This is a genomic window from Mesorhizobium sp. CNPSo 4688 (genome assembly GCF_057784295.1).
Genome location: NZ_JBWLUY010000003.1, coordinates 181,363 through 206,549, shown reverse-complemented (window position 1 = coordinate 206,549; position 25,187 = coordinate 181,363). Strand labels below are relative to the sequence as shown.

Genomic DNA, 25,187 nt, shown 5'->3' with positions numbered 1-25,187 from the left:
CCGCCGTCAGACCGACTTGAACGCCACCACGGCATTGGTGCCGCCAAAGGCAAAACCATTGCTGATCGCCGCCCGCACCTTGCGCTCGCGCGCCACATTGGGCGTGACGTCGAGATCGCAATCGGGGTCGGCCTGCCGGAAATTGGCCGTCGGCGGCACGATGCCTTCGCGGATCGCCATCACGCAGGCGATCATCTCCAGGCCGCCCGAGGCGCCGAGGCAATGCGCATGCATCGACTTGGTCGACGACACCGAGAGCTTGTAGGCGTGGTCGCCAAACACGCGCTTGATCGCCGCCGTCTCGATCTGGTCGTTGGCCTTGGTGCCGGTGCCGTGGGCGTTGAGATAGTCGACGTCCTCGGGGTTGAGCCCGGCGTCGGCCAGGCAGGCACGCATCGCCGCCGTAGGTCCTTCGACAGTCGGCGCGACGATGTCGGATGCGTCGGCGGAAAGCCCGGCGCCGGCAATTTCGGCGAGAATGTCGGCACCGCGCGCCATGGCGTGTTCGTAGGTTTCTAGCACCGCCATGCCGGCGCCTTCGCCCAGCGACAGGCCCTGGCGGTCGGCCGAGAACGGCCGGCAGGTGTCGGGCGCCAGCACTCTAAGTGCCTCCCAGCCCTTCAGGATGCCCCAGACCAGCGGCGCATCGGTGCCGCCGGCGACCATGACGTCGGCGCGGCCAAGCCGGATCTGATCGACCGCCGAGGCGAAGGCGTGATTCGACGACGAACAGGCCGAGGTGACGCCGAACACCGGCCCGCGCAGGCCAAGCACCATGCTGACCTGGCCGGCCGCAGCGCTTGGCATCACTTTCGGTACGGTGAAGATGCCGGCACGGTTCTTGCCGTCGATCAGGATGGCGCGATAGTTCTCCTCGATCGCTTCCCATCCGCAAACGCCGACGCCGACGACGGTGCCCATGCGATACGTGGTGGCTTCATCCGACGTCAGTCCGGCCTGCTGCATGGCTTCGCGCGCGGCAATCGCCGCCAGCAGGCTGAAGCGGTCCATCGACACGGTCTGCTTGTGGCCGATGCCATGGTCCGGCATCGCCTTGATCTCGCAGCCGACCTTGACCTTCAAATCATGCAGCAGCGGGTTGTCGATCTGGCCGATCGCCGATCGTCCCGCGCGCATTTCGTTCCAGATCGCAGGCGCATTGGTGCCAAGCCCGCATATGCCGCCTATGCCGGTAATGACGACTCGCTTGTGCATTCAGGCTTTCTTCGCGATCAGCGCGCGAACAGCCTCGACCATGTCGCCGACATTCTTCAGATTGCTCCAGGCATCGACCGTGTTCATCTCGATCTCGATGCCGTACTGCTCCTCAAGATCGAAGATGATCTCGGTCAGTTCCAGGGAATGGATGCCAAGCGCGGTCAATTCCGTATTGGTGGTGATCTCTTCGCCGCCGGGCTCCGCATGTGCCCTGATCTTGGCGATGATTTCCGTTGCCAGCTCGTCAGCCATTCGATTCCTTCCCCAATTTTATCATTTCGGGTGCCGATTGGTTGGCGCCCGTGTTGCCTGGACTGAAAATCGCCGTCGCCTTCAAAACCCCGCCAGGCGCGGCATGACCGTTCCAAAGAGGCTCCCTCTATAGAAACGGAAACGCTGTCAAGCAACAAGCTATATCGACAAGCTACATATCGACAAAGCAGCCGGAGTGCTTAACGTTGGAGCGATGGATACGTTGCAACATGGCTTGACCGCGGTGCTGCCGGCCCAGCGCGTCGCTGGTGCGGCTCGGCTTGCATGCGGCGTCAGTGCCGGCCGCACCAGGCTTTCGCGCCTCTATCAGGACGGATCGGCCAAGATCCGCATGCCCGCCGTCGCTGCCGATCCGCTTGAAGCCGTGCTCATCAACACCGCGGGCGGGCTGACTGGCGGCGATCGGCTTGGCTGGGAGATCGATGTCGGGCCAGCTGCCTCCGCTTCGATCACCACCCAGGCCTGCGAAAAGATCTATCGCGCCGAAAGCGACCGTGCTGAAGTGCGGGTAAAACTTGAAGTCGGCGCGGGTGGCCGTATTGCCTGGCTGCCGCAGGAAACCATCGTCTTCGACCGCTCGGCCTTTGCCCGTACGCTCGACGTCGATCTTGCCGCAGGCGCCGAGGCATTGCTGCTCGAGGCCACTGTCTTTGGCCGCCTGGCCATGGGGGAACAGGCCGCGCACGGCCATTTCCACGACCGCTGGCGGGTCCGCCGGGACGGCGCGCTCGTTCATGCCGAGGATTTCCGCATCGGGCCGGCCATTGCCGCAGCGCTTGGTCGCCCGGCGGTTGCCGGCGGCGCCATTGCCGTGGCGACGCTGCTGATGGTTTCGCCGCAAGCCGAAGCCTTGCTCGAGCCGGCCCGCGACATCATCGGCGCCGAGGGCGACGCCAGCGCCTGGAGCGTGAAACAATCTGGCAAGCTTCTTGCGAGGCTGTTTGCCGAGGACGGTTACCAGCTGCGCAAGCGGCTGATTCCGCTTGTCGAACTGCTCAACGGGCGGGCCGGTCTGCCCAAATTATGGTCACTCTGAACCAAATCCAGGCCAAATCCAGGAAAGCGCATGAACCTTACGCCGCGTGAAAAAGACAAGCTGCTCATCGCCATGGCGGCGATCGTGGCGCGCAAGCGGCTGGAGCGCGGCGTCAAGCTCAATCACCCCGAAGCGATCGCGCTGATCACCGATTTCGTCGTCGAGGGCGCCCGCGACGGCCGCCCGGTCGCCGAACTGATGGAGGCCGGCGCCCATGTCGTCACTCGCGCGCAGGTGATGGAAGGCATCGCCGAGATGATCCACGACGTCCAGGTCGAAGCGACCTTTCCCGACGGCACCAAGCTGGTCACCGTGCACGAACCGATCAGGTGAGGAGGAAACGATGCTCGAACTCAGGCCCAACTGCGAATGCTGCGACAAGGACCTGCCACCGGAAGCGACGGATGCGCTAATCTGCACCTTCGAATGCACTTTTTGCGCCGACTGCGCTGAAAATGTGCTGGGCGGCGTCTGCCCGAACTGCGGCGGCAATTTTTCCGCGCGTCCTATCCGGCCTGCAGAGAAGCTGAAGAAATATCCGGCCTCGACCAAACGTGTGCTCAAGGCCGAGGGCTGCGGCCCGCGCAAGGCCGCGTGATTGTTACCGTGACTTGGAAGGTAGGAACGATGATCTCTGCTTCAACCAAACGCACCGCGCTCGCCGCGATCCTGCTGCTGGCGGCGGCCATGCCCGCCTATGCCCATGTCGGCATCGGCACCACGTCGTCCTTCACGGCCGGCTTCACGCATCCGCTGTCCGGCCTCGACCATATGACCGTCATGGTCGCCGTCGGCCTGTGGGCCGCGCTCAAGGGTGGCAAGGCGATCTGGACCTGGCCGCTGGTCTTTGTCGGCGTCATGCTGGCCGGCGGCGCGCTCGGCATGCTGCACATGCCGTTGCCTTTCGTCGAACCGGGCATTTTGGCCTCCGTCGTCGCGCTTGGCCTGTTGGTCGCGCTGGCAGTTGAATTGCCGGTCTCCACCGGCGTCGTCATCATCGGCCTGTTCGCGCTGTTCCACGGCCATGCCCATGGCACCGAAGTGCCGGAAAATGCCGGCGGGCTTGACTATATGGCAGGCTTTGCCGCTGCCACCGTGCTTCTCCATGCCATAGGCATCGCCGCCGGCCTCGGTCTCGGCATGCGCTTTCGCGGCCTTGCCCGTGCCGCCGGCGCGGCGTGTGCTGCGGTCGGCGTTGGCCTGGTCTTCGGCGTTCTGTGAGGCCTGAGATGATCCCCGGCGAAATCATCACCGCAAGCGGCGACGTCGAGCTCAACAAGGGCCTGCCGACGGTGACGCTCAAAGTCGCCAACAGCGGCGACCGGCCGATCCAGGTCGGCAGCCACTACCATTTCTTCGAAACCAATGAGGGGTTGAAATTCGACCGCGACAAAGCCCGCGGCATGCGTCTCGATATCGCCGCCGGCACGGCGATGCGCTTCGAGCCGGGCCAGCAGCGCGACGTCACGCTGGTGCCGCTCGGCGGAAAACGCGAGGTCTACGGTTTCCAGCAGAAAATCATGGGCAAGCTGTGAGATCGACAGGGTCGAACGCCCTGAGATCAGTTCGATGGCCTGGCCGCTGCATAGATGACGATTCCTGCGGGGCCGTCGAATTCGACGGCGAGGACGTCCTCGGCAAGCACGCGCCTGGAATCGATAGCATTGAACAGCAGCGCGTTGGCGTCGATCTCCTTGCGCAATTCCGCAATATCGTCCTGATGCTGCCTGACCTTGCTCTCGACGGCCGGCGGCGGACCCCCTTCGCTGCGCGCCGCGTCGGTGAGGAAGACGATATCCACCGTGTCGAGCTTGGATGTCTTGCGTACCGTGCCGATGTTTTCACGCGTCCGCTCGATCGCGGCGATGAGCTTTCCGGTCTCCGTCGTCGTCCGCGCCTCTTCCTGGCGGACATCGGAGCCGACGATCCGGTTGACGGTGTCCGCGCTTTCAACGGCCTGCGCGGCGGGCGGTCCGTAGGCCGCGAGGAACACGCAAGTGGCTATGGTCTGGAGCCATCTGGCGTCGGCAAAGGGAATGGTCGGCATAGATCGCTCCTGGCGAACTTTTCTGCGCAACGCCGTTCGGCGCCAAAGAAGCCAAACGACTCCCGTCCGGCGAAGGTTCCCTCCGCGATAGGGCCGGCGGGCCGGATATCGGCCCGCCGGGCGCTGTCGTCAGCTCGCCTTCTTGGTGACCAGGGTCAGCGCGCCATTGGTGGTCATGCTGGCGGCGACCACCTGTGCCGAGGTGAGCCCCTTGGCTTCGAGCGCCGACTTGAGCTGCGGTGTCGCATCGATCGAGCTGCGCAGTTTTTGCAGCCCGGCGTCGCCGCGCTTGGCGATCACCTGGTTGACCTGCGTCTGGGTGGCCTCAGGCAGCTCGGTGATATCGACGATGTTGACGCTCTGGATCGCCGGCGCCGCCGGCTGAGCGCTAGGTGCGGTTGGTTTCGGTTGCGGCGTCGGTTGCTGCTGGGCGCCGGCAATGGTCGCGGAGGCGAGCGTGGCGGCGGCTGCAAGAACGATGATTTTGCGCATGGATTTTCCTTCCATCGAATGGGCCAGGGATTTGGCAAACGGTTGGTTTGGGGTGGCACGCCCACCTCAACGGCCAAATGGGATCAGAAGGTGTCGCCGAGCGGGTCATTGCATGACCATTGGATGGCGACGATGTGGAATTCGGCTGAAGCCAGACCGTTTTGAGGAGCATTGACTGATGGCTAGAATCACCCGGGCCGCCTATGCGCAGATGTACGGTCCCACCGTCGGCGACAAGGTCAGGCTTGCCGACACCGAATTGTTCATCGAGGTCGAAAAGGACCTCACCATCCATGGCGAAGAGGTGAAATTCGGCGGCGGCAAGGTCATCCGCGACGGCATGGGCCAGAGCCAGGTGTCGCGCGCCGGCGGCGCGGTCGACACCGTCATCACCAACGCGCTGGTGATCGATGCCACAGCCGGCATCTTCAAGGCCGACATAGGCCTTCGCGACGGGCGCATCGCGGCCATCGGCAAGGCCGGCAATCCGGACACGCAGGACGGCGTCACCATCATCATCGGCCCCGGCACCGAGATCATCGCCGGCGAGGGCAAGATCCTCACCGCCGGCGGATTCGACGCGCATATCCACTTCATCTGCCCGCAGCAGATCGACGAGGCGCTGATGTCGGGCATCACCACCATGCTTGGCGGCGGCACCGGCCCGGCGCATGGTACGCTGGCCACGACCTGCACGCCCGGGCCGTGGCACATGGCGCGTATGATCCAGTCCTTCGATGCTTTTCCGATGAACATCGGCCTGTCGGGCAAGGGCAATGCCTCGTTGCCGGCGGCGCTTGAGGAAATGGTGCTGGGCGGCGCCTGTTCGCTGAAGCTGCATGAGGACTGGGGCACGACGCCGGCGGCCATCGATTGCTGCCTGTCGGTCGCCGACGACTACGACGTGCAGGTGATGATCCACACCGACACGCTGAACGAATCCGGCTTTGTCGAAAACACCGTCGCGGCGATCAAGGGTCGCACCATCCACGCCTTCCACACCGAAGGCGCCGGCGGCGGCCATGCGCCTGATATCATCAAGGTCTGCGGCCTGCCCAACGTCATCCCGTCCTCGACCAACCCGACCCGGCCCTACACCGTCAATACGCTGGCCGAGCATCTCGACATGCTGATGGTCTGCCACCATCTGTCGCCATCGATCCCCGAGGACATCGCCTTCGCCGAAAGCCGCATCCGCAAGGAAACCATCGCCGCCGAAGACATCCTGCACGACATCGGCGCTTTCTCGATCATCTCGTCCGACAGCCAGGCCATGGGCCGTGTCGGCGAAGTGGCGATCCGCACCTGGCAGACCGCCGACAAGATGAAGCGCCAGCGCGGTTCGCTGCCGCAGGAGACCGGCAACAACGACAATTTCCGCGTCCGCCGCTACATCGCCAAATACACCATCAACCCGGCCATCGCGCATGGCTTGTCCAAGGACATCGGCTCGATCGCGGTCGGTAAACGCGCCGATCTGGTGCTGTGGAACCCGGCCTTCTTCGGTGTGAAGCCTGACATGGTGTTGATCGGCGGCATGATCGCCGCAGCCCCGATGGGCGATCCCAACGCCTCGATCCCGACCCCGCAGCCCATGCACTATCGCCCGATGTTCGGCGCCTATGGCAAGGCCAGGACCAATTCGTCGGTGACTTTCGTCTCCAAGGCAGCACTGGAGTCGGGCCTGCATGGCCGCCTCGGCGTCGACAAGCAGTTCGTTGCGGTGGAAAACACCCGCGGCGGTATAGGCAAGCACTCGATGGTGCTCAACGACGCTACGCCGCATGTCGAGGTCGACCCCGAGACTTACGAAGTGCGCGCCGATGGCGAACTGTTGACCTGCGAGCCGGCAACCGTGCTGCCGATGGCGCAGCGGTATTTTCTGTTTTGATGCGAGGGGCGATTTGATCGACCCGGCAAAATCCGTTGCGACCCGGTCGGTGCCGCCGCAATATGCGGCTCAAAGAAACCACGTAACAGGTCATGGCCGCCGAAATCGTCTCTGCCCACGACATCTTCCCGCATATCCGCATCGTCATGGGCATGGTGATCGGGCTTGGAGTCACTCGCCTTTTGTCGGGGCTCGCGCGCATCGTCCAGCATCCCGGCCAATACAGGCTCTATCCCGTGCACCTCGCCTGGGTCGCCTCCATGCTGTTGCTGCTGGTGCATTTCTGGTGGTGGGAGTTCGGCCTTTACACCATAGAGGTCTGGACCTTCGGCAAGTACCTGTTCCTGATCTTCTACGCCATCACGCTGTTCCTGCTGTGCGCGCTGCTGTTTCCGGATTCGATGCTCGACTACACCAGCTACGAAGATTTCTTCTATTCACGCCGCGGCTGGTTTTTCGGCCTGCTGGCGACGACCTACCTGCTCGATGTCGTCGACACGCTGCTGAAAGGACCCGAGCATTTCGCCCGCTACGGCAATGAATATCTGTTCCGAACGCCGGTTTTCGTCCTGCTGTGCATTGCCGCCATCCTGGTGCGCGACCGCCGTTTCCACATCGCCTTCGTCGTTGGTACGCTGATCTACCAGGTCTCGTTCATCCTGCGGCTCTTCGACACCATCGTCTGAGCGAGCGCGATGGTCTACGGTCCAGGAGAAAGAGGGTTCAACCATGTACAAGGCCATCGGATCGCGTGGATCCCGGGTCAGCCGCGTTCTCTGGATGCTCGAGGAACTCGGTCAGCCCTATGAATTCGTCGAGGTCAAATTGCGCTCGCCGGAAGCCTATGCGCTCAATCCGTCGGGCAAGGTGCCGATCCTCATCGACGGCGAGTTGACGGTGACGGATTCGGCGGCGATCTGCGTCTATCTCGCCGACAAACATGCCGACAAGGGGTTGGGCGCCAATCCCGGCCTCGCCGGACGCGCCGAGATGGATTCCTGGATGCATTTTGCCCAGTCGGAGTTCGAGGCGCCGCTGTGGAACAAGGTGCGCCACCGCTTCCTGCTGCCGAAAGAGGTGCGGGTCGATGTCGGCCCTGCTGCCGTCTACGATTTCGCCTCCGAGACCAAGGCGTTGGATCGCCGGCTGGGCGACCGGCCGTTTGCGCTCGGCGACCGGTTCTCCGCCGTCGACGTGTTGTTGGGCGACATGGGCAACTGGGCCCGTGCAGGAAAATTCCCGATCGAGTCCGAGCGCGTCAACGCCTATTTCGACCGCCTGCTGTCGCGGCCGGCCCGGGCGCGGGCGCAGGCTAATGGTGGAGCTATACGATGAAACTCAACTTCAACGCCGACTTCACCAAATTCCCGCGTGCCGTATCGGTGCTGCCTGCCGGCAAAGCCGGTGCCGCGGCGCCATCCGGCCGCGCCGTTCTGCCCCATGACGAGCGCCATCTGCGCCGCCGCGCCATCGAGCTTGCCGACGGCAGCAAGGTGCTGGTCGACCTGCCCGAGCCTGTCACCCTGAACGATGGCGATCGGCTGGTGCTGGAGGACGGCCGCCATGTCGAAATCACAGCAGCACCCGAAGAGGTCTACGATATCCGCGCCCGCGATGGGCTGCACCTGACCGAGCTTGCCTGGCATATCGGCAACCGGCATCTGGCGGCGGCGATCGAGCCCGGCCGTATCCTGATCCTGCGCGACCATGTCATCAAGGCGATGCTGGAAGGGCTCGGCGCGACCGTGCGCGACGTCACCGAGCCGTTCAAGCCGGTGCGCGGCGCCTATTCCGGTGGCCATGATCACGGCCATGCGCATGCCGAAGCGCATGCACACGGCCACGCCGAGGCGCATTCTCACGCACACAGCGAGTCGCATTCCCATTCCCACAGCCATTCCCATGACGGGCATCATCACGACCATGACTGACCAGCCGTCCGGCATCGCTCTGCTACGACTCATGGCGTGGCTCTCGCCGGCCTTTCCCGTCGGCGGCTTCTCCTACAGCCATGGTCTCGAGCGCGCCGTGCATGACAGGCTGGTGGCCGACGGCGAAAGCCTCGCCGCCTGGCTCGAAACGCTGGTCGAGATGGGCTCGGGCTGGAACGACGCCGTGCTGTTCACAGAGGCCTGGCGGCGCGCCCGCGACGGTGGCGACCTCCATGAAATTGCCGATCTCGCCGAAGCGCTGGCCGGCTCGCAGGAGCGCCACACCGAAACCATGCTGCAAGGCGCCGCCTTCCTGAAAGCGACGTCGGCCTGGCCCAATCCCGTGCTGGGCCGCTTGCCGGCCGAATGCGCCTACTGTGTCGCCGTCGGCGCAATTGCCGGCGGCAACGGCATCGCGCTTCAGGACGCGATGTCCGCCTTCCTGCAGGCCTTCTTCTCGAACCTCGTCCAGGCAGCGATCCGGCTTGGCGTCGTTGGTCAGAGTGGAGCGACGGTGCTACTCGCCGGCTTCGAACTGCTGGCACTGGCGACCGCGGCGCGTGCCGCCGGCTCGACATTGGACGATCTCGGCGGCTGCGCCTTCGTCTCCGATGTCATGGCGATGAAGCACGAGACCCAATACTCCAGGCTGTTCCGCTCATGACCGTCCTCGCCTTCGCCCTCTCGGCCGTCCTGCTGCTGATCACGGCGCTGCATGCCTATTGGGGCCTTGGCGGCATCTGGCCGGGCAGGGACGGCGCCTCTTGCGCCCACGCCGTTGTCGGCTTTCGCGGCGTCGACGAGATGCCGACGCCGTTTGCCTGTTTTGCCGTTGCCGCGTGCCTGTGCCTGGCGACGCTGTGGCCACTGGCGCTCGCCGGTGTCTTTGCTTCGCCTTTTCCAAGGGAAGGCCTCGCCGCCACAGCGCTGCTCATCGGGCTGGTCTTCCTCGGTCGTGGCATCGCCGGCTTCACCCCTTGGTGGCGCCGGCTGGCGCCGGAGCAACCTTTTGCGCGGCTCGATACCAGTTTCTATTCGCCGCTGTGCCTTTTGATCGGGCTCAGCTTTGCAATTCTCGCCATAACGGAGTTTTCGGCATGACCCAGGCCAACGGTCCCCTTCGCATCGGCATCGGCGGCCCCGTCGGCTCCGGCAAGACGACGCTGACGGAAAAGCTCTGCAAGGCGCTGCGCGACGACTTTTCCATCGCCGTGGTAACCAACGACATCTACACCAAGGAAGACGCCATGATGCTGGCCCGCCTGCAGGCGCTGCCGGAAGATCGCATCGTCGGCGTCGAGACCGGCGGCTGCCCGCACACCGCCATCCGCGAGGACGCCTCGATCAATCTGCAGGCGATCGCCGGGTTGAACAAGAAATTTCCGGATCTCGACATCGTCTTCATCGAATCCGGCGGCGACAATCTTGCCGCCACCTTCTCGCCCGACCTTGCCGACCTGACCCTCTATGTCATCTCGGTCTGCCAGGGCGAGGAAATCCCGCGCAAGGGCGGGCCGGCGATCACCCGTTCCGATTTCCTCATCATCAACAAGAGCGATCTGGCGCCCTATGTGAACGTCAACCTTGATGTCATGGAGAGCGACGCCGCCCGCATGCGCGGCAAGCGCCCGTTCGGCTTCACCGACCTGTCGCGCGGCAAGGGCCTGCAGGAGGTCATCAACTTCATCGTCGAGCATGGCGGGCTGCAGTCGGCTCGCACGGCGGCTTGACGCAAGACAGCCTGACCCAGCAGTTTGCCGTTGCTGGCCGGGGTCGGGCGCGGCATTCTCTCGAAAACGGAGGTTTCAGATGAGCATCGCCCGCCTGCAGAAGGAAACGCTGACCAACCTGCCTTACTACGAAGAGCGCGTCGATCTCGCCGCTGCCTTCCGTTGGACCGCGCGGCTCAACATGCATGAGGCGGTGGCCAATCATTTTTCGCTGTCGGTCAACGAGGACGGCACGAAATTCCTCATGAACCCCAACCAGGTGCATTTCTCGCGCATCAAGGCGAGCGACCTTCTGCTGATCGACGCCAACGATCCCGAGACACTGTCCGGCCCGAATGCGCCCGACCCTACCGCCTGGGGCCTGCACGGCGCCATCCACCGCAACGTCCCGCATGCGCGCTGCGCCATGCATGTGCATTCGATCCACGCCACCGTGCTGGCGTCGCTGGCCGACTCGACCCTGCCGCCGATCGACCAGAACTCGGCGATGTTCTTCAACCGCCACGTCGTCGACGCCCATTATGGCGGGCTGGCCTTTGAGGAAGAGGGCGAGCGCTGCTCACAGCTGCTCACCGACCCCAAGGTCAAGGTGATGGTGATGGGCAATCACGGCGTGATGGTCATCGGCGATACCGTCGCCGATGCCTTCAACCGCATGTTCTATTTCGAGCGCGCCGCCGAAACCTACATCAAGGCGCTGTGGACCGGCCGTCCGCTCCGCACGCTGTCCGACGCGATTGCCGAGAAGGCCGCCAGCGAGATGGACGACTATCCTGGCCAGGCCGAGCGCCACCTTGCCGAGCTCAAGGCGATCCTCGACGAGGAGGAGCCGGTTTACCGGAGCTGAGCGATCATTTCGCAACGCCGGTAGTTGGCGAAACCATCAACACAGCCACTTTCTCCCCGTATAGTGACGGGGAGAAGGGGGCCGCTCAGAGTCCCAACTGAGCCCGCAACTCTGCCGCGCTGTTGATCACAACAGCGCCCGGCGGTCCCTCCATCGGCGCTTCCGGCCAGAAGATCGTCCGCATCCCCGCCGCCAGGCCGGATGTGGCGCCGGTCACGCTGTCGTCGATCGCCACCGAATCCGCAGGATCGACCCCGGCCAGCCACGCGGCGCGCAGGAAGGGCTCGGGATGCGGCTTGCCTTCGCGCACATCGTTGCGGCTGATCGTGCGCATGCCCGGATAGATCAGGCCGACCGCGCTCAGATTGGCGTCGACGATCACCCGGTCCGAATTGGACACCACCGCCTGCTGCACGCCAAGGGCGCGCAGTGCGTTGAACACTTCGATCGCGCCGGGGCGCGGCTTCAGCGTCTCGGCCATCGGCAGATAGTGGTCATACTTGCGCACGATCCAGTCGTCGAAGGGCAGGTCGAGGCCGAACTCGCTGCGCAGCATCTCGTAGACCGGTCCGGCGGCGATGCCCAGCACCCGCTCATGCAGGTTGATCGGCGGCGCGATGCCGACGCTGCGCAGCGCCGCCACCAGGGCGGCTTCATGCAGCGGCTCACTGTCGACCAGCGTGCCGTCCATATCCCAGAAAACCGCTTTCGGCGTCATGCGCGAGGCTCCTTTTGCCGATCCCCTTAAAGCGTTTGTACCGGGAGATAAACCGCCGAAGCCCTTTGCCTGCGATTTTTGGCTGGGGCGATTGCCTCGTCGCAATCGGGTCAACGCGGCAAGCAATTGCCCTCTCGATAGACAATTGCGCGCCGGACCATTCCCTGCAAGACTATGACGCTTCGCCCAAGAGGGCGGGGTCTCGGGAGGCAGACTTTGAATTCGCGGCAGGACGGCGGCAGCAACAGGTTGGACGACGCGGCGCGCGCCGGCTGGCTTTACTATGTCGCCGGCAACACGCAGGACCAGATCGCCACCACGCTCGGCATTTCCCGGCAGACTGCGCAGCGGCTGGTATCGCTCGCAGTATCGGAGGGGCTGATCAAGGTGCGTGTCGACCACCCGATCGCCAATTGCCTCGACCTCGCCGCGCGGTTGAGGTCGCGCTTCGCGCTTGACCTGGTCGAAGTGGTGCCGAGCGATCCGACCTCGTCCTCGACCACGATCGGCATTGCCGAGGCGGCGGCCGCCGAGATCGAGCGGCGGCTCAGGTCGCCGACGCCGATTGTCATGGCCATCGGCACAGGCCGCACGCTGAAGGCGGCGATCGAGCAATTGCCGCCGATGGAATGCTCGCAGCACAAGGTGGTGTCGTTGACCGGCAACATCTCGCCCGACGGTTCTGCCGCCTTCTACAACGTCATCTTCACCATGGCCGACAGGGTCAAGGCGCGCTCGTTCCCGATGCCGCTGCCGGTCATCGCCTCGTCGCCGGAAGAGCGTGAGATGCTGCTCGCCCAGCCGATGATCCAGCCGACGCTGGCGCTCGCAGCGGAAGCCGACGTCACCTTTGTCGGCATTGGCGATCTCGGCCCGAAGGCGCCGCTCTACGAGGACGGCTTCATCTCGGAAAGTGAATTGAAGGCGCTGCAAAAGGCCGGCGGCGTCGCCGAGATCGTCGGCTGGGTGTTCGACCGGGAAGGCCGCATGATCGAGGGCATCACCAACGACCGGGTATCGTCGGCCGCTTTGCCGTCACGCGAAAAATCGCTCGTCATTGCGCTCGCCATGGGCGAGCGCAAGCTGCCGGGCATTCTGGCGGCGGTGAACCGGCGGCTGGTCAACGGCCTCATCACCGACGAGCGGACCGCCACGGCCCTGCTCGACGGCGCCTGAGCTGGCGATAAAAATCGGCACGGCTATTTATGCCGCCCGCCAACGTCGTTGCCATCGAGGAAACCCATGTCGCGCTGCAGATGCGGCGACAGGTCCCTGACGTCGACATAGCCGCGCTTGCGGTTCACAAGCTGGGAAAATTCGTGCGCCAGCACGGAAAACCAGCTCTGTGCCGGGGTAGAATGCAGTCTTTCCTGTACCGTGGTCATGATCTTCAGTCTCCGCTATGCTTGAGCTGGATTGATCGTCCACACCAGATATCGGTCTGATCGGCTCCTGCTTCCAATCAAACGTCGATCATGACCCATAAGGAGGGCTTATGCCCGAACTCAAGGCACCACAGCTTGCCCAACTGCCGCCGCTGCAGGCCATCAGGGTGTTCGAAGCCGTCGCGCGGCATCTCTCCTTCACCAAGGCCGCCGAGGAACTGGGCATGACCCAGGCCGCCGCCAGCTATCAGATCAAGCTGCTGGAAGAGCGCATCGGCTCGCCGCTGTTCCTGCGCCAGCCGCGCCAGATCGTGCTGACCGAACCCGGCCAGCGCCTGGCGCCCGCCGTCAGCGAGGCGTTCAGTCTGATCAGCAGCGCCTATTCGGCCGCGCGCGGCGGCGCCGATGGCGTGCTTTGCGTGTCGACGCTGCTGACCTTCGCCTCGAACTGGCTGGCGCAGCACCTCGGCTCCTTCCAGCTGTCGCACCCGTCGCTGGCGGTGCGCGTCGACACGTCTAACAGGGTCATCGATTTCACCCGCGAGGACGTGGACATCGCCATCCGCTCCGGCAGCGGCAAATGGCCGGGGGTGGAAACGCACCTTCTGTTCAAGGCCGATTTCACCCCGGTGCTGAGCCCGGCGCTCGCCGCCAGCATTGGTGGCGTTCACGAACCGGCCGACCTGTTCAAACTGCCCATTCTCGATCCCGGCGACATATGGTGGCGGGAATGGTTCGCCCTTGCCGGCGTGCCGGCGGACGAACTTGCCAATCGCACCGGAACCAGCATGGGCGCGCAGGCTTATGAGGCGAATGCGGCGATCGCCGGCCATGGCGTGGCGATCCTGACCACGGCACTGTTCAAGACCGAGCTCGCCGCCGGCCGCCTGATCCAGCCCTTCGACCTGGTTGGCGACGACGGTCACGCCTATTGGCTGGTCTACCCGACAGCCCGCCGCAACGTGCCGAAGATAAAGACCTTCCGTGACTGGATCCTGGCCGAGATCGCCTGCGCATAAGGCCCGAGCGATTCGCGGAATGATTCCGGGAGCGAACTCTGCAAGGTCGAGTCGCAGATCCACGAAAGCTTCGCTTTTTGGGGACAAGCAGGCTATCGGGCAGCCCGGTTAACCAAGCCTGAGAAAAACACTGTCGATATCGCCTGTCCGGCTTGGGCTCGTGCTTGTGGCGGCCCAATTGAACGGGATCAATCCTGTGCAAGTTGAAAACAGGATCGATCAGCGGGCTGATGAAAGTCTATCGCGTCGAAGAAGTCGAAAACAACACCGTGCGCGTGACGCACGTCATCGAAGCATTCGCGCCGTTTCAAGCTGCCGCAAAGGCAATCGGCCGGGAAGTCAGGCTGCGCAAGGACGAACCCAACTGGATCCGGGTGACGGAAACGCTGACCAGAGCCAAGCAAACCCGCGATGGCGGAGTTTTCGAATATTCCGTCGGAAGCTATCCGGCCCACGGCTGAGGGTTTGCCCTAGCTCCATGATTGATGGGGTTGCGATGGCTGGCATCAAGCCGGTCTGGTAATCGCGCCCGACAGCTACCCTCGCAATCCATTCAATATTCTCTCCCTACCCGACGCCGCGCGGCGCCCTCGCGTGCTGCGCTGCAGCATCGAATCCGGCTTGACATAATTAAAGCCAAGTGAGTAATTGCTCAGCACCAAGGCAAATGCTCATCTTGGTTCATGGGAGGAATTTGATGAAACTTCGCACGCTCACTCTGGGCCTGTTGTCGGCCAGCGCTTTCGCTTTCGCCGCGCATGCCGAATCCATCACCATCGCCACCGTCAACAATGGCGATATGGTCCGCATGCAGAAGCTGACGGACGACTTCACCAAGGCTAACCCCGACATCACGCTCAACTGGGTCACGCTCGAAGAGAATGTGCTGCGCGAGCGCGTCACCACCGACATCGCCACGAAGGGTGGCCAGTATGACGTGATGACCATCGGCACCTACGAGGTTCCGATCTGGGCCAAGCAGAGCTGGCTGCTGCCGCTCGACAAGCTCGGCGACGACTATGACGTCAAGGACATCATCCCGGCCATCGCCGGCGGCCTGTCGGTCGACGGCAAGCTCTATGCCGCGCCCTTCTATGGCGAAAGCTCCTTCGTCATGTACCGCAAGGACCTGATGGAGAAGGCAGGGCTGACCATGCCCGATGCCCCGACCTGGGACTTCATCAAGCAGGCCGCCGACAAGATGACTGACCGCGCCAATGGCGTGAACGGCGTCTGCCTGCGCGGCAAGGCCGGCTGGGGCGAGAACATGGCCTTCCTGACCGCCATGTCGAACTCCTTCGGCGCACGCTGGTTCGACGAAAACTGGAAGCCGCAGTTCGATCAGCCGGAATGGAAGAACACGCTGCAGTTCTATGTCGACCTGATGAAGGCCGACGGGCCTGAGGGCGCCTCGTCCAACGGCTTCAACGAAAACCTGGCGCTGTTCCAGCAGGGCAAGTGCGGCATGTGGATCGACGCCACCGTCGCTGCCTCATTCGTCTCTGACCCGAAAGCTTCCACTGTCGCCGACAAGGTCGGTTATGCTCTTGCTCCCGACAACGGTCTGGGCAAACGCGGCAACTGGCTGTGGGCATGGTCTCTGGCCATTCCCGCCGGTACGCAGAAGGCTGATGCGGCTCAGAAGTTCGTCTCCTGGGCGACCTCGAAGCACTATGCCGAGCTCGTCGCGGCGAAGGAAGGCTGGGCCAACGTTCCTCCGGGCACGCGCTCCTCGCTCTACGCCAATGCCGAATACCAGAAGGCGGCTCCGTTCGCCAAGATGACGCTGGACTCCATCAACGCCGCCGACCCGACGCATCCGACCGTCAAGCCGGTGCCCTATGTCGGCGTCCAGTTCGTCGCCATCCCAGAGTTCCAGGGTCTCGGCACCACCGTCGGTCAGCTGTTCTCGGCGGCGCTTGCCGGCCAGTCGAGCGTCGACGATGCGCTCAAGCAGGCCCAGGACGCCGCCACGGCAACGATGACCGAAGGCGGTTATATCAAGTAAGGCTCCTCCCGGCGCCGACTGCCGGCCGCCTTCCCGGCCGGCAACGGCCGCCCGAATCCCAGTTCGGGCGGCCTCTTTCACACACTTGAAAATTTGGCTGACCTTGAAGGGTGACCGTCATGGCTACTCAGCAGACCCGTTCGCTTGCCCGTTTCATGATGGCGCCATCCGTGGTGCTGCTGTTCGTCTGGATGATCGTGCCGCTGGTCATCACCCTGTGGTTCTCCTTCCAGCAGTACAATCCGCTCAATCCGATCCGCGACGGCTTCGTCGGCTTCTCCAACTACGCGCTGTTCTATTCCAACCCGGCCTTCCTGCAGTCGATCCTCAACACGCTTGTTCTGGTGGGCAGCGTGCTGCTGATCACCGTCATCGGCGGCATCCTGCTGGCGCTTTTGATCGATCAGCCGATGTGGGGACAGGGGATCGTGCGCATCCTCGTCATCTCACCGTTCTTCGTCATGCCGCCGGTCGCGGCGCTTGTCTGGAAGAACATGATCATGCACCCGCAATACGGCGTCTTTGCCGACATTGCGCGCTTCTTCGGGGCTCAACCGATCGACTGGTTCGGGCAGCATCCGATGATGGCGATCATCATCATCGTCGCCTGGCAATGGCTACCCTTCGCCACGCTGATCCTGCTGACTGCCCTGCAGTCGCTTGACGGTGAGCAGAAGGAAGCCGCCGAGATGGACGGCGCCGGCTTCGTCAGCCGCTTCATCTATCTGACGCTGCCGCACATGTCGCGCGCCATCACCGTCGTCATCCTGATCCAGACCATCTTCCTGCTGTCGGTCTATGCCGAGATCCTGGTCACCACCAATGGCGGCCCCGGCTACGCCTCCACCAACCTGCCCTTCCTCGTCTACCAGAAGGCATTGCTGGAGTTCAAAATCGGCCAGGCATCCGCCGGCGGTGTCATCGCCGTCATTCTCGCCAACATCGTCGCCTTCTTCGCCATGCGCGCGGTCGGCAAGAACCTGGACAAGTAAGGGAGGATACGATGGCACGTGCAGTCACCACCCAACACAAGGTCATTGCGACCGGCGCCGCCTGGATCGTCGCGCTGCTGATCTTCTTCCCGATCCTCTATACGATCATCACCTCGTTCAAGTCGGAGCAGGAGGCCATCCAGGGCTTCGCCCTGATCCCGTCGGGGACGTTCGAGAGCTATACCGAGGTCCAGGCGCAGAGCGGCTACTTCAAGTTCTTCTTCAACTCGGTGCTGCTCTCGGTGGGCTCGACCATCCTGGCCCTGATCGTCGCGGTTCCGGCCGCGTGGTCGATGGCCTTCTCGCCGGGCAAACGGACCAAGGACATCCTGATGTGGATGCTCTCGACCAAGATGATGCCGGCGGTCGCGGTGCTGTTCCCGATCTACCTGATCTTCCGCGACACCGGCCTGCTCGACAGCCGCATCGGCTTGATGGTCATGCTGATGCTGATCAACCTGCCGATCGTGATCTGGATGCTCTACACCTACTTCCGTGAAATCCCTGGCGAAATCCTCGAAGCGGCGCGCATGGACGGCGCTACCCTGTGGGGCGAGATCGCCTATGTGCTGACCCCTATGGCGGTGCCGGGCATAGCGTCGACCATGCTCCTCAACATCATCCTGGCATGGAACGAAGCGTTCTGGACCATCCGTTTGACCACCACCGAGGCCGCGCCGCTGACGGCCTTCATCAGTTCGTTCTCAAGCCCGCAAGGCCTGTTCTGGGCCAAGCTTTCGGCGGCCTCGACGCTGGCGATCGCCCCGATCCTGATCATGGGCTGGTTCAGCCAGAAGCAGCTGGTGCGCGGCCTGACGTTCGGAGCCGTGAAGTAAACCGAAACTGCCTGAAGCAACCGGCTAAAAATAACCCCTCGGGGAGGAAACCATGGGAAACATCACGCTCAAGAACGTCTCCAAGCATTTCGGATCGACGGTCATCATTCCGGGTCTCGACCTGGTCATCGAGAATGGCGAGTTCGTCGTCTTCGTCGGTCCGTCGGGTTGCGGCAAGTCCACGCTGCTGCGCCTCATCGCCGGCCTTGAGGACACCAGCGGCGGCAGCATCAACATCGATGGCCGTGACGTCACCGGCGAGGCGCCGGCCAAGCGCAAGCTGGCCATGGTGTTCCAGTCCTATGCGCTCTACCCGCATATGACGGTGGCCAAGAACATCGGCTTCCCGCTGAAGATGGCCGGCGAGGATGTGGCGACCATCGACAAGAAGGTGAAGGACGCCGCCCGCGTGCTCAACCTCACCAACTACCTCGAGCGCCGGCCCGGCCAGCTCTCCGGCGGCCAGCGCCAGCGCGTCGCCATCGGCCGCGCCATCGTGCGCCAGCCCTCGGCCTTCCTGTTCGACGAGCCGCTGTCCAACCTTGACGCAGCACTGCGCGGTACCATGCGTCTCGAGATCAGCGAACTGCACCATCAGCTCAAGACGACGATGATCTACGTCACCCACGACCAGATCGAGGCCATGACCATGGCCGACAAGATCGTCGTGCTCAACGCCGGTAACATTGAGCAGGTCGGCTCGCCGATGGAACTCTACAAGTCGCCGAAGAACCTGTTCGTCGCCGGCTTCATCGGTTCGCCGAAGATGAACCTGATCGAAGGCGCGCCGGCCGCCAAATACAACGCCAAGACCATAGGCATCCGTCCCGAGCACATGAACATCTCGACCACGGCGGGCGACTGGAAAGCCACTGTTGGCGTTGCCGAACATCTGGGATCCGACACCTTCCTGCACGTCCAGGCCGATGGCGTCGGCACGCTGACCGTGCGCGCCGACGGCGAAATGCCTGTCCGTCACGGCGACACCATTTACCTCACGCCCGACAAGGTTCGGATGCATCGCTTCGGCCCCGACGGAAAGGCGCTGACGCAGTGAGGCTGAAAGGCAAATCGGCGCTGATCACCGGATCCGCGCGCGGCATTGGCAGGGCCTTCGCCGAAGCCTATGTGCGCGAGGGCGCGACCGTCGCCATTGCCGATATCAATCTGGCGGCTGCCGAAAAGACAACCTCCGAGATTGGCGCCAAGGCCTATGCGGTCAGGCTCGACGTCTCCGACCTCGCTTCGATCGAGGCGGCGGTCAAGGCGGTCGAGACAAGAACCGGCGGCCTCGACATACTGATCAACAACGCCGCTTTGTTCGACCTGGCGCCGATCATCGAGATCACCAAGGCGAGCTACGACAAATTGTTTTCGGTCAACGTCGCCGGTACGCTGTTCATGCTGCAGGCCGCAGCCCGCTCAATGATCGCACGCGGCAAGGGCGGCAAGATCATAAACATCGCCAGCCAGGCCGGACGGCGCGGCGAGCCGCTGGTCGCCGTCTACTGCGCCACCAAGGCTGCGGTCATTTCGCTCACCCAGTCGGCGGGGCTCGACCTGATCAAGCACCGCATCAACGTCAATGGCATCGCGCCGGGCGTCGTCGACAGCGATATGTGGGATGAGGTCGACGCGCTGTTCGCCAAGTATGAGAACCGGCCGAAGGGCGAGAAGAAGCGGCTGGTCGGCGAGGGCGTGCCTTACGGCCGCATGGGCAAGCCGGAGGACCTGACCGGCATGGCCGTGTTCCTGGCCAGCGATGACGCCGAATACATCGTCGCCCAGACCTACAACGTCGATGGTGGCCAGTGGATGAGTTGAGGGGCGAAGGCACTCTTCTCCCCGTCCCTCCGCGGGGAGAAGAGGCCGAGATTACGCAGGCCGCAGCCCGGCCAAAGGGTAAAAGCAGATGACCATGAAACTCTCGTCTTCCGTCCTCGCCAAGCTCCCCGCCAAGGTCGCCGGTCCGAAATACGACCGCGCCGGGCTCAAACCCGGTATCGTCCATTTCGGCGTCGGCAATTTCCATCGCTCGCACCAGGCCGTCTATCTCGACGACCTCTTCAATGCGGGCATTGGCCATGAATGGGCGCTGATCGGCGCCGGTGTCTTCGAGGGCGAGAAAATCGGCCGTTCCAAGCTGCAGGAGCAGGACTGGCTGACCACCGTGGTCGAGCAGGATTCCGACCATATGAGCGCCCGCGTCACTGGCGTCATGATCGACTTCCTGACGCCCGGCGATGCCGATGCCATCATCGACCAGCTTGCCGATCCGGCAATCAAGATCGTTTCGCTGACCATCACCGAGGGCGGCTACTTCATCGATCCGGCCTCCGGCAAGTTCAACCCGACCCATCCCGACATCGTCGCCGACGCGCAGGCCGGCACGACGCCGAAGACGGTGTTCGGCCTCATCCTTGCCGGCCTGATGCGCCGCCGCGCCGACGGCATCGTGCCGTTCACGGTCATGTCCTGTGACAACATCCCCCACAACGGCCATGTCACCTCGGACGGCGTCATTGGGCTGGCCCGGCTGATCGACGAAGATCTGGCGAATTGGGTCAGCGACAACGTCGCCTTCCCGAATGGCATGGTCGACCGCATCACGCCGGCCACCTCCGATCGCGAGCGCGGCATCCTGGCCACGGAGTTCGGCCTCGAGGACAACTGGCCGGTGTTCTGCGAGCCGTTCAAGCAATGGGTGCTGGAGGATCATTTCACCGACGGCCGCCCGCCGCTGGAAAAGGTCGGCGTCCAGTTCGTCAAGGACGTTGCGCCCTATGAGCTGATGAAGATACGCATCCTCAATGGCGGCCATGCCACCATCGCCTATCCAGCGGGACTGATGGACATCCATTTCGTCCACGAGGCGATGCAGGAGCCGCTGGTGCGCGGCTTCCTCGCCAAGCTCGAACATGACGAGATCATCCCGACCGTGCCGCCGGTGCCTAACACCGTGCTGGAGGATTATTACCAGCTCATCGAGCACCGCTTCTCGAACCCCAAGATCGGCGACACCATCCGCCGGCTTTGCCTCGACGGTTCCAACCGGCAGCCGAAATTCATCATCCCGACCATCGCCGACCGGCTGAAGGCCGGAAAGGGCGTCGCGGGTCTGGCGCTGGAATCGGCGTTGTGGTGCCGCTACTGTTTCGGCACCACCGACAGCGGCGGCGTCATCGAGGCCAACGATCCGAGCTGGGACCGGCTGCAGGCAACCGCCAGGGCGGCGAAGGACAAGCCCGGCGCCTGGCTTGCGATGGAGGACATCTATGGCGATGTCGGCCGCGCAGCCCCCTTCGCCGAAGCCTTTGCCCATGCGCTCAACGTTCTGTGGGCGAATGGAGCGCGCGCGACGCTGACGCGCTACATCGCCGGCAAGCTCTGACGCGAGCCGCAATGACGCCCGAACTGGTCATCTTCGACTGTGACGGCGTGCTGGTCGACAGCGAGGCGCTGTCGGTCTCGGCTTTGCTCGGCATGATCGCGGCTGCCGGCGGCTCGGTCAGCGAGGATGCCGCCTACGAGCATTTCCTCGGCAAGAGCATGAAAAGCGTGCGCGAAATTCTCGGCCGCGAATTCGCGATAGACATCACCGACCGCCATCTGACCGACATGCGCGTCGAACTGATGCGCAAATTCCGCGAGGAATTGAAGCCGATACCGGGCGTCAGCGACATCCTGCCGAGGCTCGGCGTACCTTGCTGCGTCGCCTCTTCCGGCACGCTCGACCGCATCCGCTATGCGCTCGACGTCACCGGTCTGCTCGGCCTGCTCGAGCCGCATCTGTTCAGCGCCGCCATGGTCGCGCGCGGCAAGCCGGCGCCGGACCTTTTTCTCCACGCCGCCGCCTCGATGCGGGCCCATCCGAGCAATTGCCTCGTCGTCGAGGACAGCCCGGCCGGCATATCAGCGGCTCGGGCAGCCGGCATGCGCGTCTTTGCCTTCACCGGCGGTTCGCACGCCGGCAACCCCGCCTTGAAAGCGCTGCTTGCGTCGAGTGAACCGGACTTTATATTCGCGGACATGCTGCAATTGCCCGATCTGATTGCAGGCCTGGGAGCGAGAGTAAAAGCATCTTGACGAAAAGCTTCGTTTGCGCGGTCGATGTCGGCACCGGGAGCGCCCGCGCGGGTATTCTCGACACGTCAGGCACATTGCTCGGCCGCGCCGAGCATCCGATCGTCATGAACCAGCCGAAGGCCGATCACGCCGAGCACAATTCGCAGGATATCTGGTCGGCCGTGTGCATCGCGGTCCGCGCCGCGCGCGAAAAGGCAGGCGTGGCGGCACAAGACATTGTCGGCATCTCGTTCGACGCCACCTGCTCGCTGGTGGTGCTGAACAGGGATGGCGGCCAGCTCAGTGTCTCGGTAACGGGCGAGCGGCGCTGGGACACCATCGTCTGGCTCGACCATCGCGCCATCGCCGAAGCCGATGAATGCACGGCAAGCGGCCATGCTGTGCTCGACTATATCGGCGGCGTCATGTCACCGGAGATGGCGACGCCGAAGCTGATGTGGCTGAAGCGCAATCTGCCCGGCACATGGCATGAAGCCGGCTATCTATTCGACCTCACCGATTTCCTGACCTGGAAGGCGACCGGTTCGCTGGCGCGTTCACAATGCACGCTGACCGCCAAATGGACCTATCTCGCGCACGAAGAAACCGGCTGGCGGCGCGACTTCTTCGAGACCGTCGGGCTCGGCGATCTGTTCGAACACGGCAACCTGCCGGAGAAGGCGAGTGCGGTCGGCGCCGATATCGGCACGCTCTCGGCGGAAGCAGCCGCTGAGCTTGGTCTGACCGAAAACTGCCGGGTCGGCGCCGGTGTCATCGACGCCTATGCCGGCGCGCTCGGCGTGCTTGGCGGCTTCGCCGGCGATCAACAGAATATCGGCCGGCATCTGGCGCTGATCGCCGGCACCTCAAGCTGCGTCATGGCGATGTCGCCCGACCCGCAGCCCTTTGCCGGCGTCTGGGGCCCGTACTATGGCGCAGCACTTCCAAAACTCTGGCTGTCGGAAGGTGGCCAGTCGGCCACCGGGGCGCTGCTCGATCACATCATCCGCTGGCACGGCGCCGGCGGCGAGCCGGACGCCGCCATGCATGCCAAGATCGCCAGGCGTGTCGCCGAATTGCGCGCCACCGAGGGTGACAAGCTCGCCGCCAGGCTGCATGTGCTGCCGGATTTCCATGGCAACCGCTCGCCGCTTGCCGATCCGCACGCCGTCGGCGTGGTCAGCGGGCTGACGTTGGATTCCTCCTTCGATAGCCTGTGCAAGCTTTATTGGCGCACCGCCGTCGGCATCGCGCTCGGCGTGCGCCATGTGCTGGAGGCGCTGAACGAGAACGGCTACCTCATCGACACGCTGCATGTCACCGGCGGCCACACCAAGAACCCGCTGTTGATGGAGCTCTATGCCGACGCCACCGGCTGCGCTGTCATCGAGCCGCTGGCCGATGAAGCGGTGCTGCTCGGTACCGGCATGGTCGCCGCGACCGCGGCCGGACTGTTTCCGGATCTGAACGCCGCCTGTGTCGCCATGCAGCAAGGCGGCAGGACGCGGGCCTCGAATCCGGCTGCATCCGACCGCTTCGACCGCGACTACAGGATCTTTCTCGAAATGCACCGCCAGCGGCAGGCGCTCGACGCGATCAGCTAGGCTTCTGCGCTCTGCGCAAGGATACACCGGACGTCGCGTCGAACAGGTGGACGCTCTCCTCCTCGAATGTATAACGCACAGGCGCGCGCAACACCGGGCATTCGCGGGCCGGCACCAGCGCGCTGACCTCCTTGCCGCCGCAGGCGAACGTCACCAGCGCGTCATTGCCATGGAACTCGATGAGATCGGCAGTGCCTTGCAGGAGGTTGGTGCTGTCCCCGGCGTCGGCGGTCTTCAGGTCCGGAGGCCGGACCCCAAGCACCGCGCGATGGACGCCTTGCAGGTCGAAGCCGGAGCCTTCGATGGAAAAGGTCGTGCCGGCGCCGGTCAGCGCCCAGCGGTCGTCCTTCCGACCGACCGCCACGTCGATGAAATTCATGTTCGGCGTGCCGATGAAGCCGGCGACGAACAGATTGCCCGGCTGCCTGTAAATCTCCGCCGGCGAGCCGATCTGCGCGATGACGCCGTCCTTGAGCAACACGATGCGGTCTGCCAGCGTCATCGCTTCGAGCTGGTCGTGGGTGACGTAGACGGTGGTGGTCTTCAGCGACTGATGCAGCCGGGCGATCTCGACCCGCATATGGTTGCGCAGCTTGGCGTCGAGATTTGACAGCGGCTCGTCGAACAGGAACACCTTCGGCGTCTTGATCATGGCGCGCGCAATCGCCACGCGCTGCTGCTGGCCGCCGGAAAGCTCTGTCGGCTTGCGGGCGAGGTAAGGTTCGAGGCCCAGCGTCCTTGCCACAGCCTCGACCCGCTTTTGGATCTCGGCCGCGGGCACCTTCTGCCGCTTGAGGCCGAAGGCGATGTTGTCGAAGATCGTCATATGCGGGTAGAGCGCATAGTTCTGGAACACCATGGCGATGCCGCGATCGCCGGGTTCGAGATCGTTGACCACTCTGCCGCCGATCGACACCTCGCCGCCGCTGATATCCTCCAGCCCGGCCAGCATCCTCAGCAAGGTCGACTTGCCGCAGCCGGAAGGCCCGAGGAAGACGACGAACTCATGTTCCTCGATGCTGAGGTTCAGATCGCGGATGACGGTGGTGGCGCCGTACGCCTTGTCGACATGGGAGCAAACGATTGCGGACATGA

Annotated in this window: 31 protein-coding genes; 24 read left to right on the top strand and 7 right to left on the bottom strand. The window is 63.8% G+C overall.

The features are described from left to right. Positions 1 to 6: 6 nt before the first annotated feature. Both AC04SH_RS06590 and AC04SH_RS06585 read right to left on the bottom strand, forming a co-directional pair. The gene (locus AC04SH_RS06590) at positions 7 to 1,215 is read right to left on the bottom strand and encodes a beta-ketoacyl-[acyl-carrier-protein] synthase family protein (protein ID WP_352561964.1); all 1,209 of its coding nucleotides are present in this window, start codon (positions 1,213 to 1,215) and stop codon (positions 7 to 9) included. Next, positions 1,216 to 1,470: an acyl carrier protein gene (locus AC04SH_RS06585; protein ID WP_023671226.1), complete on the bottom strand. Its 255-nt coding sequence runs from the start codon at positions 1,468 to 1,470 to the stop codon at positions 1,216 to 1,218. It lies immediately after the preceding gene. Positions 1,471 to 1,684: 214 nt separating this feature from the next. Between AC04SH_RS06585 and AC04SH_RS06580 the strand changes: the two genes are divergently transcribed. Genes AC04SH_RS06580 through AC04SH_RS06560 form a run of 5 tightly spaced genes read left to right on the top strand, consistent with a single transcriptional unit; the run spans position 1,685 to position 4,062 of the window. Continuing rightward, complete coding sequence (locus AC04SH_RS06580; protein ID WP_488574414.1) at positions 1,685 to 2,527, top strand: urease accessory protein UreD; 843 nt, start codon at positions 1,685 to 1,687, stop codon at positions 2,525 to 2,527. Between the two features lie 30 nt (positions 2,528 to 2,557). After that, complete coding sequence (locus tag AC04SH_RS06575) at positions 2,558 to 2,860, top strand: urease subunit gamma (RefSeq protein ID WP_023693076.1); 303 nt, start codon at positions 2,558 to 2,560, stop codon at positions 2,858 to 2,860. Positions 2,861 to 2,870: 10 nt separating this feature from the next. Continuing rightward, on the top strand, positions 2,871 to 3,125 hold the full coding sequence (locus AC04SH_RS06570; protein ID WP_477232102.1) for a DUF1272 domain-containing protein: 255 nt from the start codon (positions 2,871 to 2,873) through the stop codon (positions 3,123 to 3,125). Between the two features lie 29 nt (positions 3,126 to 3,154). Further along, positions 3,155 to 3,748 (top strand): HupE/UreJ family protein, encoded by a 594-nt coding sequence (locus AC04SH_RS06565; protein ID WP_488574413.1) that lies wholly within the window; start codon positions 3,155 to 3,157, stop codon positions 3,746 to 3,748. A gap of 8 nt (positions 3,749 to 3,756) precedes the next feature. Next, a complete protein-coding gene (locus tag AC04SH_RS06560; protein WP_488574412.1) occupies positions 3,757 to 4,062 on the top strand; it encodes an urease subunit beta in 306 nt (101 codons plus the stop codon). Positions 4,063 to 4,088: 26 nt separating this feature from the next. On the opposite strand, the gene AC04SH_RS06555 is transcribed toward AC04SH_RS06560, so the two are convergent. Both AC04SH_RS06555 and AC04SH_RS06550 read right to left on the bottom strand, forming a co-directional pair. Beyond that, on the bottom strand, positions 4,089 to 4,574 hold the full coding sequence (locus tag AC04SH_RS06555; RefSeq protein WP_488574411.1) for a hypothetical protein: 486 nt from the start codon (positions 4,572 to 4,574) through the stop codon (positions 4,089 to 4,091). 129 nt (positions 4,575 to 4,703) lie between these two features. After that, positions 4,704 to 5,066 carry a hypothetical protein gene (locus tag AC04SH_RS06550; protein ID WP_477232098.1) on the bottom strand — a complete coding sequence of 121 codons (363 nt, stop codon included), beginning with the start codon at positions 5,064 to 5,066 and terminating at the stop codon, positions 4,704 to 4,706. A 178-nt stretch (positions 5,067 to 5,244) separates the two neighbouring features. Between AC04SH_RS06550 and ureC the strand changes: the two genes are divergently transcribed. The 8 genes from ureC (at position 5,245) to AC04SH_RS06510 (ending at position 11,465) form a co-directional block, all read left to right on the top strand. Next, the gene (gene ureC, locus AC04SH_RS06545) at positions 5,245 to 6,957 is read left to right on the top strand and encodes an urease subunit alpha (RefSeq protein WP_434221269.1); all 1,713 of its coding nucleotides are present in this window, start codon (positions 5,245 to 5,247) and stop codon (positions 6,955 to 6,957) included. A gap of 92 nt (positions 6,958 to 7,049) precedes the next feature. After that, positions 7,050 to 7,643, top strand: a complete 594-nt coding sequence (locus tag AC04SH_RS06540; protein ID WP_488574410.1) for a hypothetical protein — start codon at positions 7,050 to 7,052, stop codon at positions 7,641 to 7,643. 43 nt (positions 7,644 to 7,686) lie between these two features. Next, positions 7,687 to 8,292 (top strand): glutathione S-transferase family protein, encoded by a 606-nt coding sequence (locus tag AC04SH_RS06535; protein ID WP_488574409.1) that lies wholly within the window; start codon positions 7,687 to 7,689, stop codon positions 8,290 to 8,292. After that, positions 8,289 to 8,888 carry an urease accessory protein UreE gene (gene ureE, locus AC04SH_RS06530; RefSeq protein WP_488574408.1) on the top strand — a complete coding sequence of 200 codons (600 nt, stop codon included), beginning with the start codon at positions 8,289 to 8,291 and terminating at the stop codon, positions 8,886 to 8,888. The genes AC04SH_RS06535 and ureE overlap by 4 nt, the downstream gene beginning before the upstream one ends. Beyond that, positions 8,881 to 9,552 (top strand): urease accessory protein UreF, encoded by a 672-nt coding sequence (locus tag AC04SH_RS06525; protein ID WP_488574625.1) that lies wholly within the window; start codon positions 8,881 to 8,883, stop codon positions 9,550 to 9,552. The genes ureE and AC04SH_RS06525 overlap by 8 nt, the downstream gene beginning before the upstream one ends. Continuing rightward, positions 9,549 to 9,989, top strand: coding sequence for a DUF3995 domain-containing protein (locus AC04SH_RS06520; RefSeq protein WP_488574407.1), 441 nt, complete (start codon positions 9,549 to 9,551; stop codon positions 9,987 to 9,989). Before AC04SH_RS06525 ends, AC04SH_RS06520 begins: the two co-directional genes overlap by 4 nt. Then, a complete protein-coding gene (ureG, locus tag AC04SH_RS06515) occupies positions 9,986 to 10,618 on the top strand; it encodes an urease accessory protein UreG (protein ID WP_488574406.1) in 633 nt (210 codons plus the stop codon). The genes AC04SH_RS06520 and ureG overlap by 4 nt, the downstream gene beginning before the upstream one ends. A gap of 79 nt (positions 10,619 to 10,697) precedes the next feature. Next, positions 10,698 to 11,465: a class II aldolase and adducin N-terminal domain-containing protein gene (locus AC04SH_RS06510; RefSeq protein WP_436257618.1), complete on the top strand. Its 768-nt coding sequence runs from the start codon at positions 10,698 to 10,700 to the stop codon at positions 11,463 to 11,465. An 85-nt stretch (positions 11,466 to 11,550) separates the two neighbouring features. Here AC04SH_RS06510 and AC04SH_RS06505 read toward each other — a convergent pair whose 3' ends face one another. After that, positions 11,551 to 12,183: an HAD family hydrolase gene (locus AC04SH_RS06505; RefSeq protein ID WP_488574405.1), complete on the bottom strand. Its 633-nt coding sequence runs from the start codon at positions 12,181 to 12,183 to the stop codon at positions 11,551 to 11,553. A 216-nt stretch (positions 12,184 to 12,399) separates the two neighbouring features. Between AC04SH_RS06505 and AC04SH_RS06500 the strand changes: the two genes are divergently transcribed. Beyond that, on the top strand, positions 12,400 to 13,359 hold the full coding sequence (locus tag AC04SH_RS06500; RefSeq protein ID WP_477232088.1) for a sugar-binding transcriptional regulator: 960 nt from the start codon (positions 12,400 to 12,402) through the stop codon (positions 13,357 to 13,359). Between the two features lie 23 nt (positions 13,360 to 13,382). Here AC04SH_RS06500 and AC04SH_RS06495 read toward each other — a convergent pair whose 3' ends face one another. Then, positions 13,383 to 13,568, bottom strand: coding sequence for a hypothetical protein (locus tag AC04SH_RS06495; protein WP_112559997.1), 186 nt, complete (start codon positions 13,566 to 13,568; stop codon positions 13,383 to 13,385). Between the two features lie 110 nt (positions 13,569 to 13,678). Between AC04SH_RS06495 and AC04SH_RS06490 the strand changes: the two genes are divergently transcribed. From AC04SH_RS06490 to AC04SH_RS06445, 10 genes are all read left to right on the top strand, one after another. Then, positions 13,679 to 14,587 (top strand): LysR substrate-binding domain-containing protein, encoded by a 909-nt coding sequence (locus AC04SH_RS06490; protein ID WP_477232087.1) that lies wholly within the window; start codon positions 13,679 to 13,681, stop codon positions 14,585 to 14,587. A 230-nt stretch (positions 14,588 to 14,817) separates the two neighbouring features. After that, positions 14,818 to 15,048, top strand: coding sequence for a hypothetical protein (locus tag AC04SH_RS06485; protein ID WP_477232086.1), 231 nt, complete (start codon positions 14,818 to 14,820; stop codon positions 15,046 to 15,048). Positions 15,049 to 15,284: 236 nt separating this feature from the next. Continuing rightward, positions 15,285 to 16,595, top strand: coding sequence for an ABC transporter substrate-binding protein (locus tag AC04SH_RS06480; RefSeq protein ID WP_488574404.1), 1,311 nt, complete (start codon positions 15,285 to 15,287; stop codon positions 16,593 to 16,595). A 119-nt stretch (positions 16,596 to 16,714) separates the two neighbouring features. Continuing rightward, positions 16,715 to 17,587, top strand: coding sequence for a carbohydrate ABC transporter permease (locus AC04SH_RS06475; protein ID WP_112560001.1), 873 nt, complete (start codon positions 16,715 to 16,717; stop codon positions 17,585 to 17,587). An 11-nt stretch (positions 17,588 to 17,598) separates the two neighbouring features. Beyond that, positions 17,599 to 18,423: a carbohydrate ABC transporter permease gene (locus AC04SH_RS06470; RefSeq protein ID WP_112560002.1), complete on the top strand. Its 825-nt coding sequence runs from the start codon at positions 17,599 to 17,601 to the stop codon at positions 18,421 to 18,423. Between the two features lie 52 nt (positions 18,424 to 18,475). Then, positions 18,476 to 19,480, top strand: coding sequence for an ABC transporter ATP-binding protein (locus AC04SH_RS06465; protein ID WP_488574403.1), 1,005 nt, complete (start codon positions 18,476 to 18,478; stop codon positions 19,478 to 19,480). After that, entirely contained in the window at positions 19,477 to 20,247 is a 771-nt protein-coding gene (locus AC04SH_RS06460) for an L-iditol 2-dehydrogenase (protein WP_488574402.1), read from the top strand. Before AC04SH_RS06465 ends, AC04SH_RS06460 begins: the two co-directional genes overlap by 4 nt. An 88-nt stretch (positions 20,248 to 20,335) precedes the next feature. Beyond that, positions 20,336 to 21,814, top strand: a complete 1,479-nt coding sequence (locus AC04SH_RS06455) for a mannitol dehydrogenase family protein (protein ID WP_488574401.1) — start codon at positions 20,336 to 20,338, stop codon at positions 21,812 to 21,814. 11 nt (positions 21,815 to 21,825) lie between these two features. After that, positions 21,826 to 22,509: an HAD family hydrolase gene (locus AC04SH_RS06450; protein ID WP_488574400.1), complete on the top strand. Its 684-nt coding sequence runs from the start codon at positions 21,826 to 21,828 to the stop codon at positions 22,507 to 22,509. After that, the gene (locus tag AC04SH_RS06445; RefSeq protein WP_488574399.1) at positions 22,506 to 24,092 is read left to right on the top strand and encodes an FGGY-family carbohydrate kinase; all 1,587 of its coding nucleotides are present in this window, start codon (positions 22,506 to 22,508) and stop codon (positions 24,090 to 24,092) included. The genes AC04SH_RS06450 and AC04SH_RS06445 overlap by 4 nt, the downstream gene beginning before the upstream one ends. Here AC04SH_RS06445 and AC04SH_RS06440 read toward each other — a convergent pair. Beyond that, on the bottom strand, positions 24,085 to 25,185 hold the full coding sequence (locus AC04SH_RS06440; RefSeq protein ID WP_488574398.1) for an ABC transporter ATP-binding protein: 1,101 nt from the start codon (positions 25,183 to 25,185) through the stop codon (positions 24,085 to 24,087). The genes AC04SH_RS06445 and AC04SH_RS06440 overlap by 8 nt on opposite strands. Positions 25,186 to 25,187 lie beyond the last annotated feature (2 nt).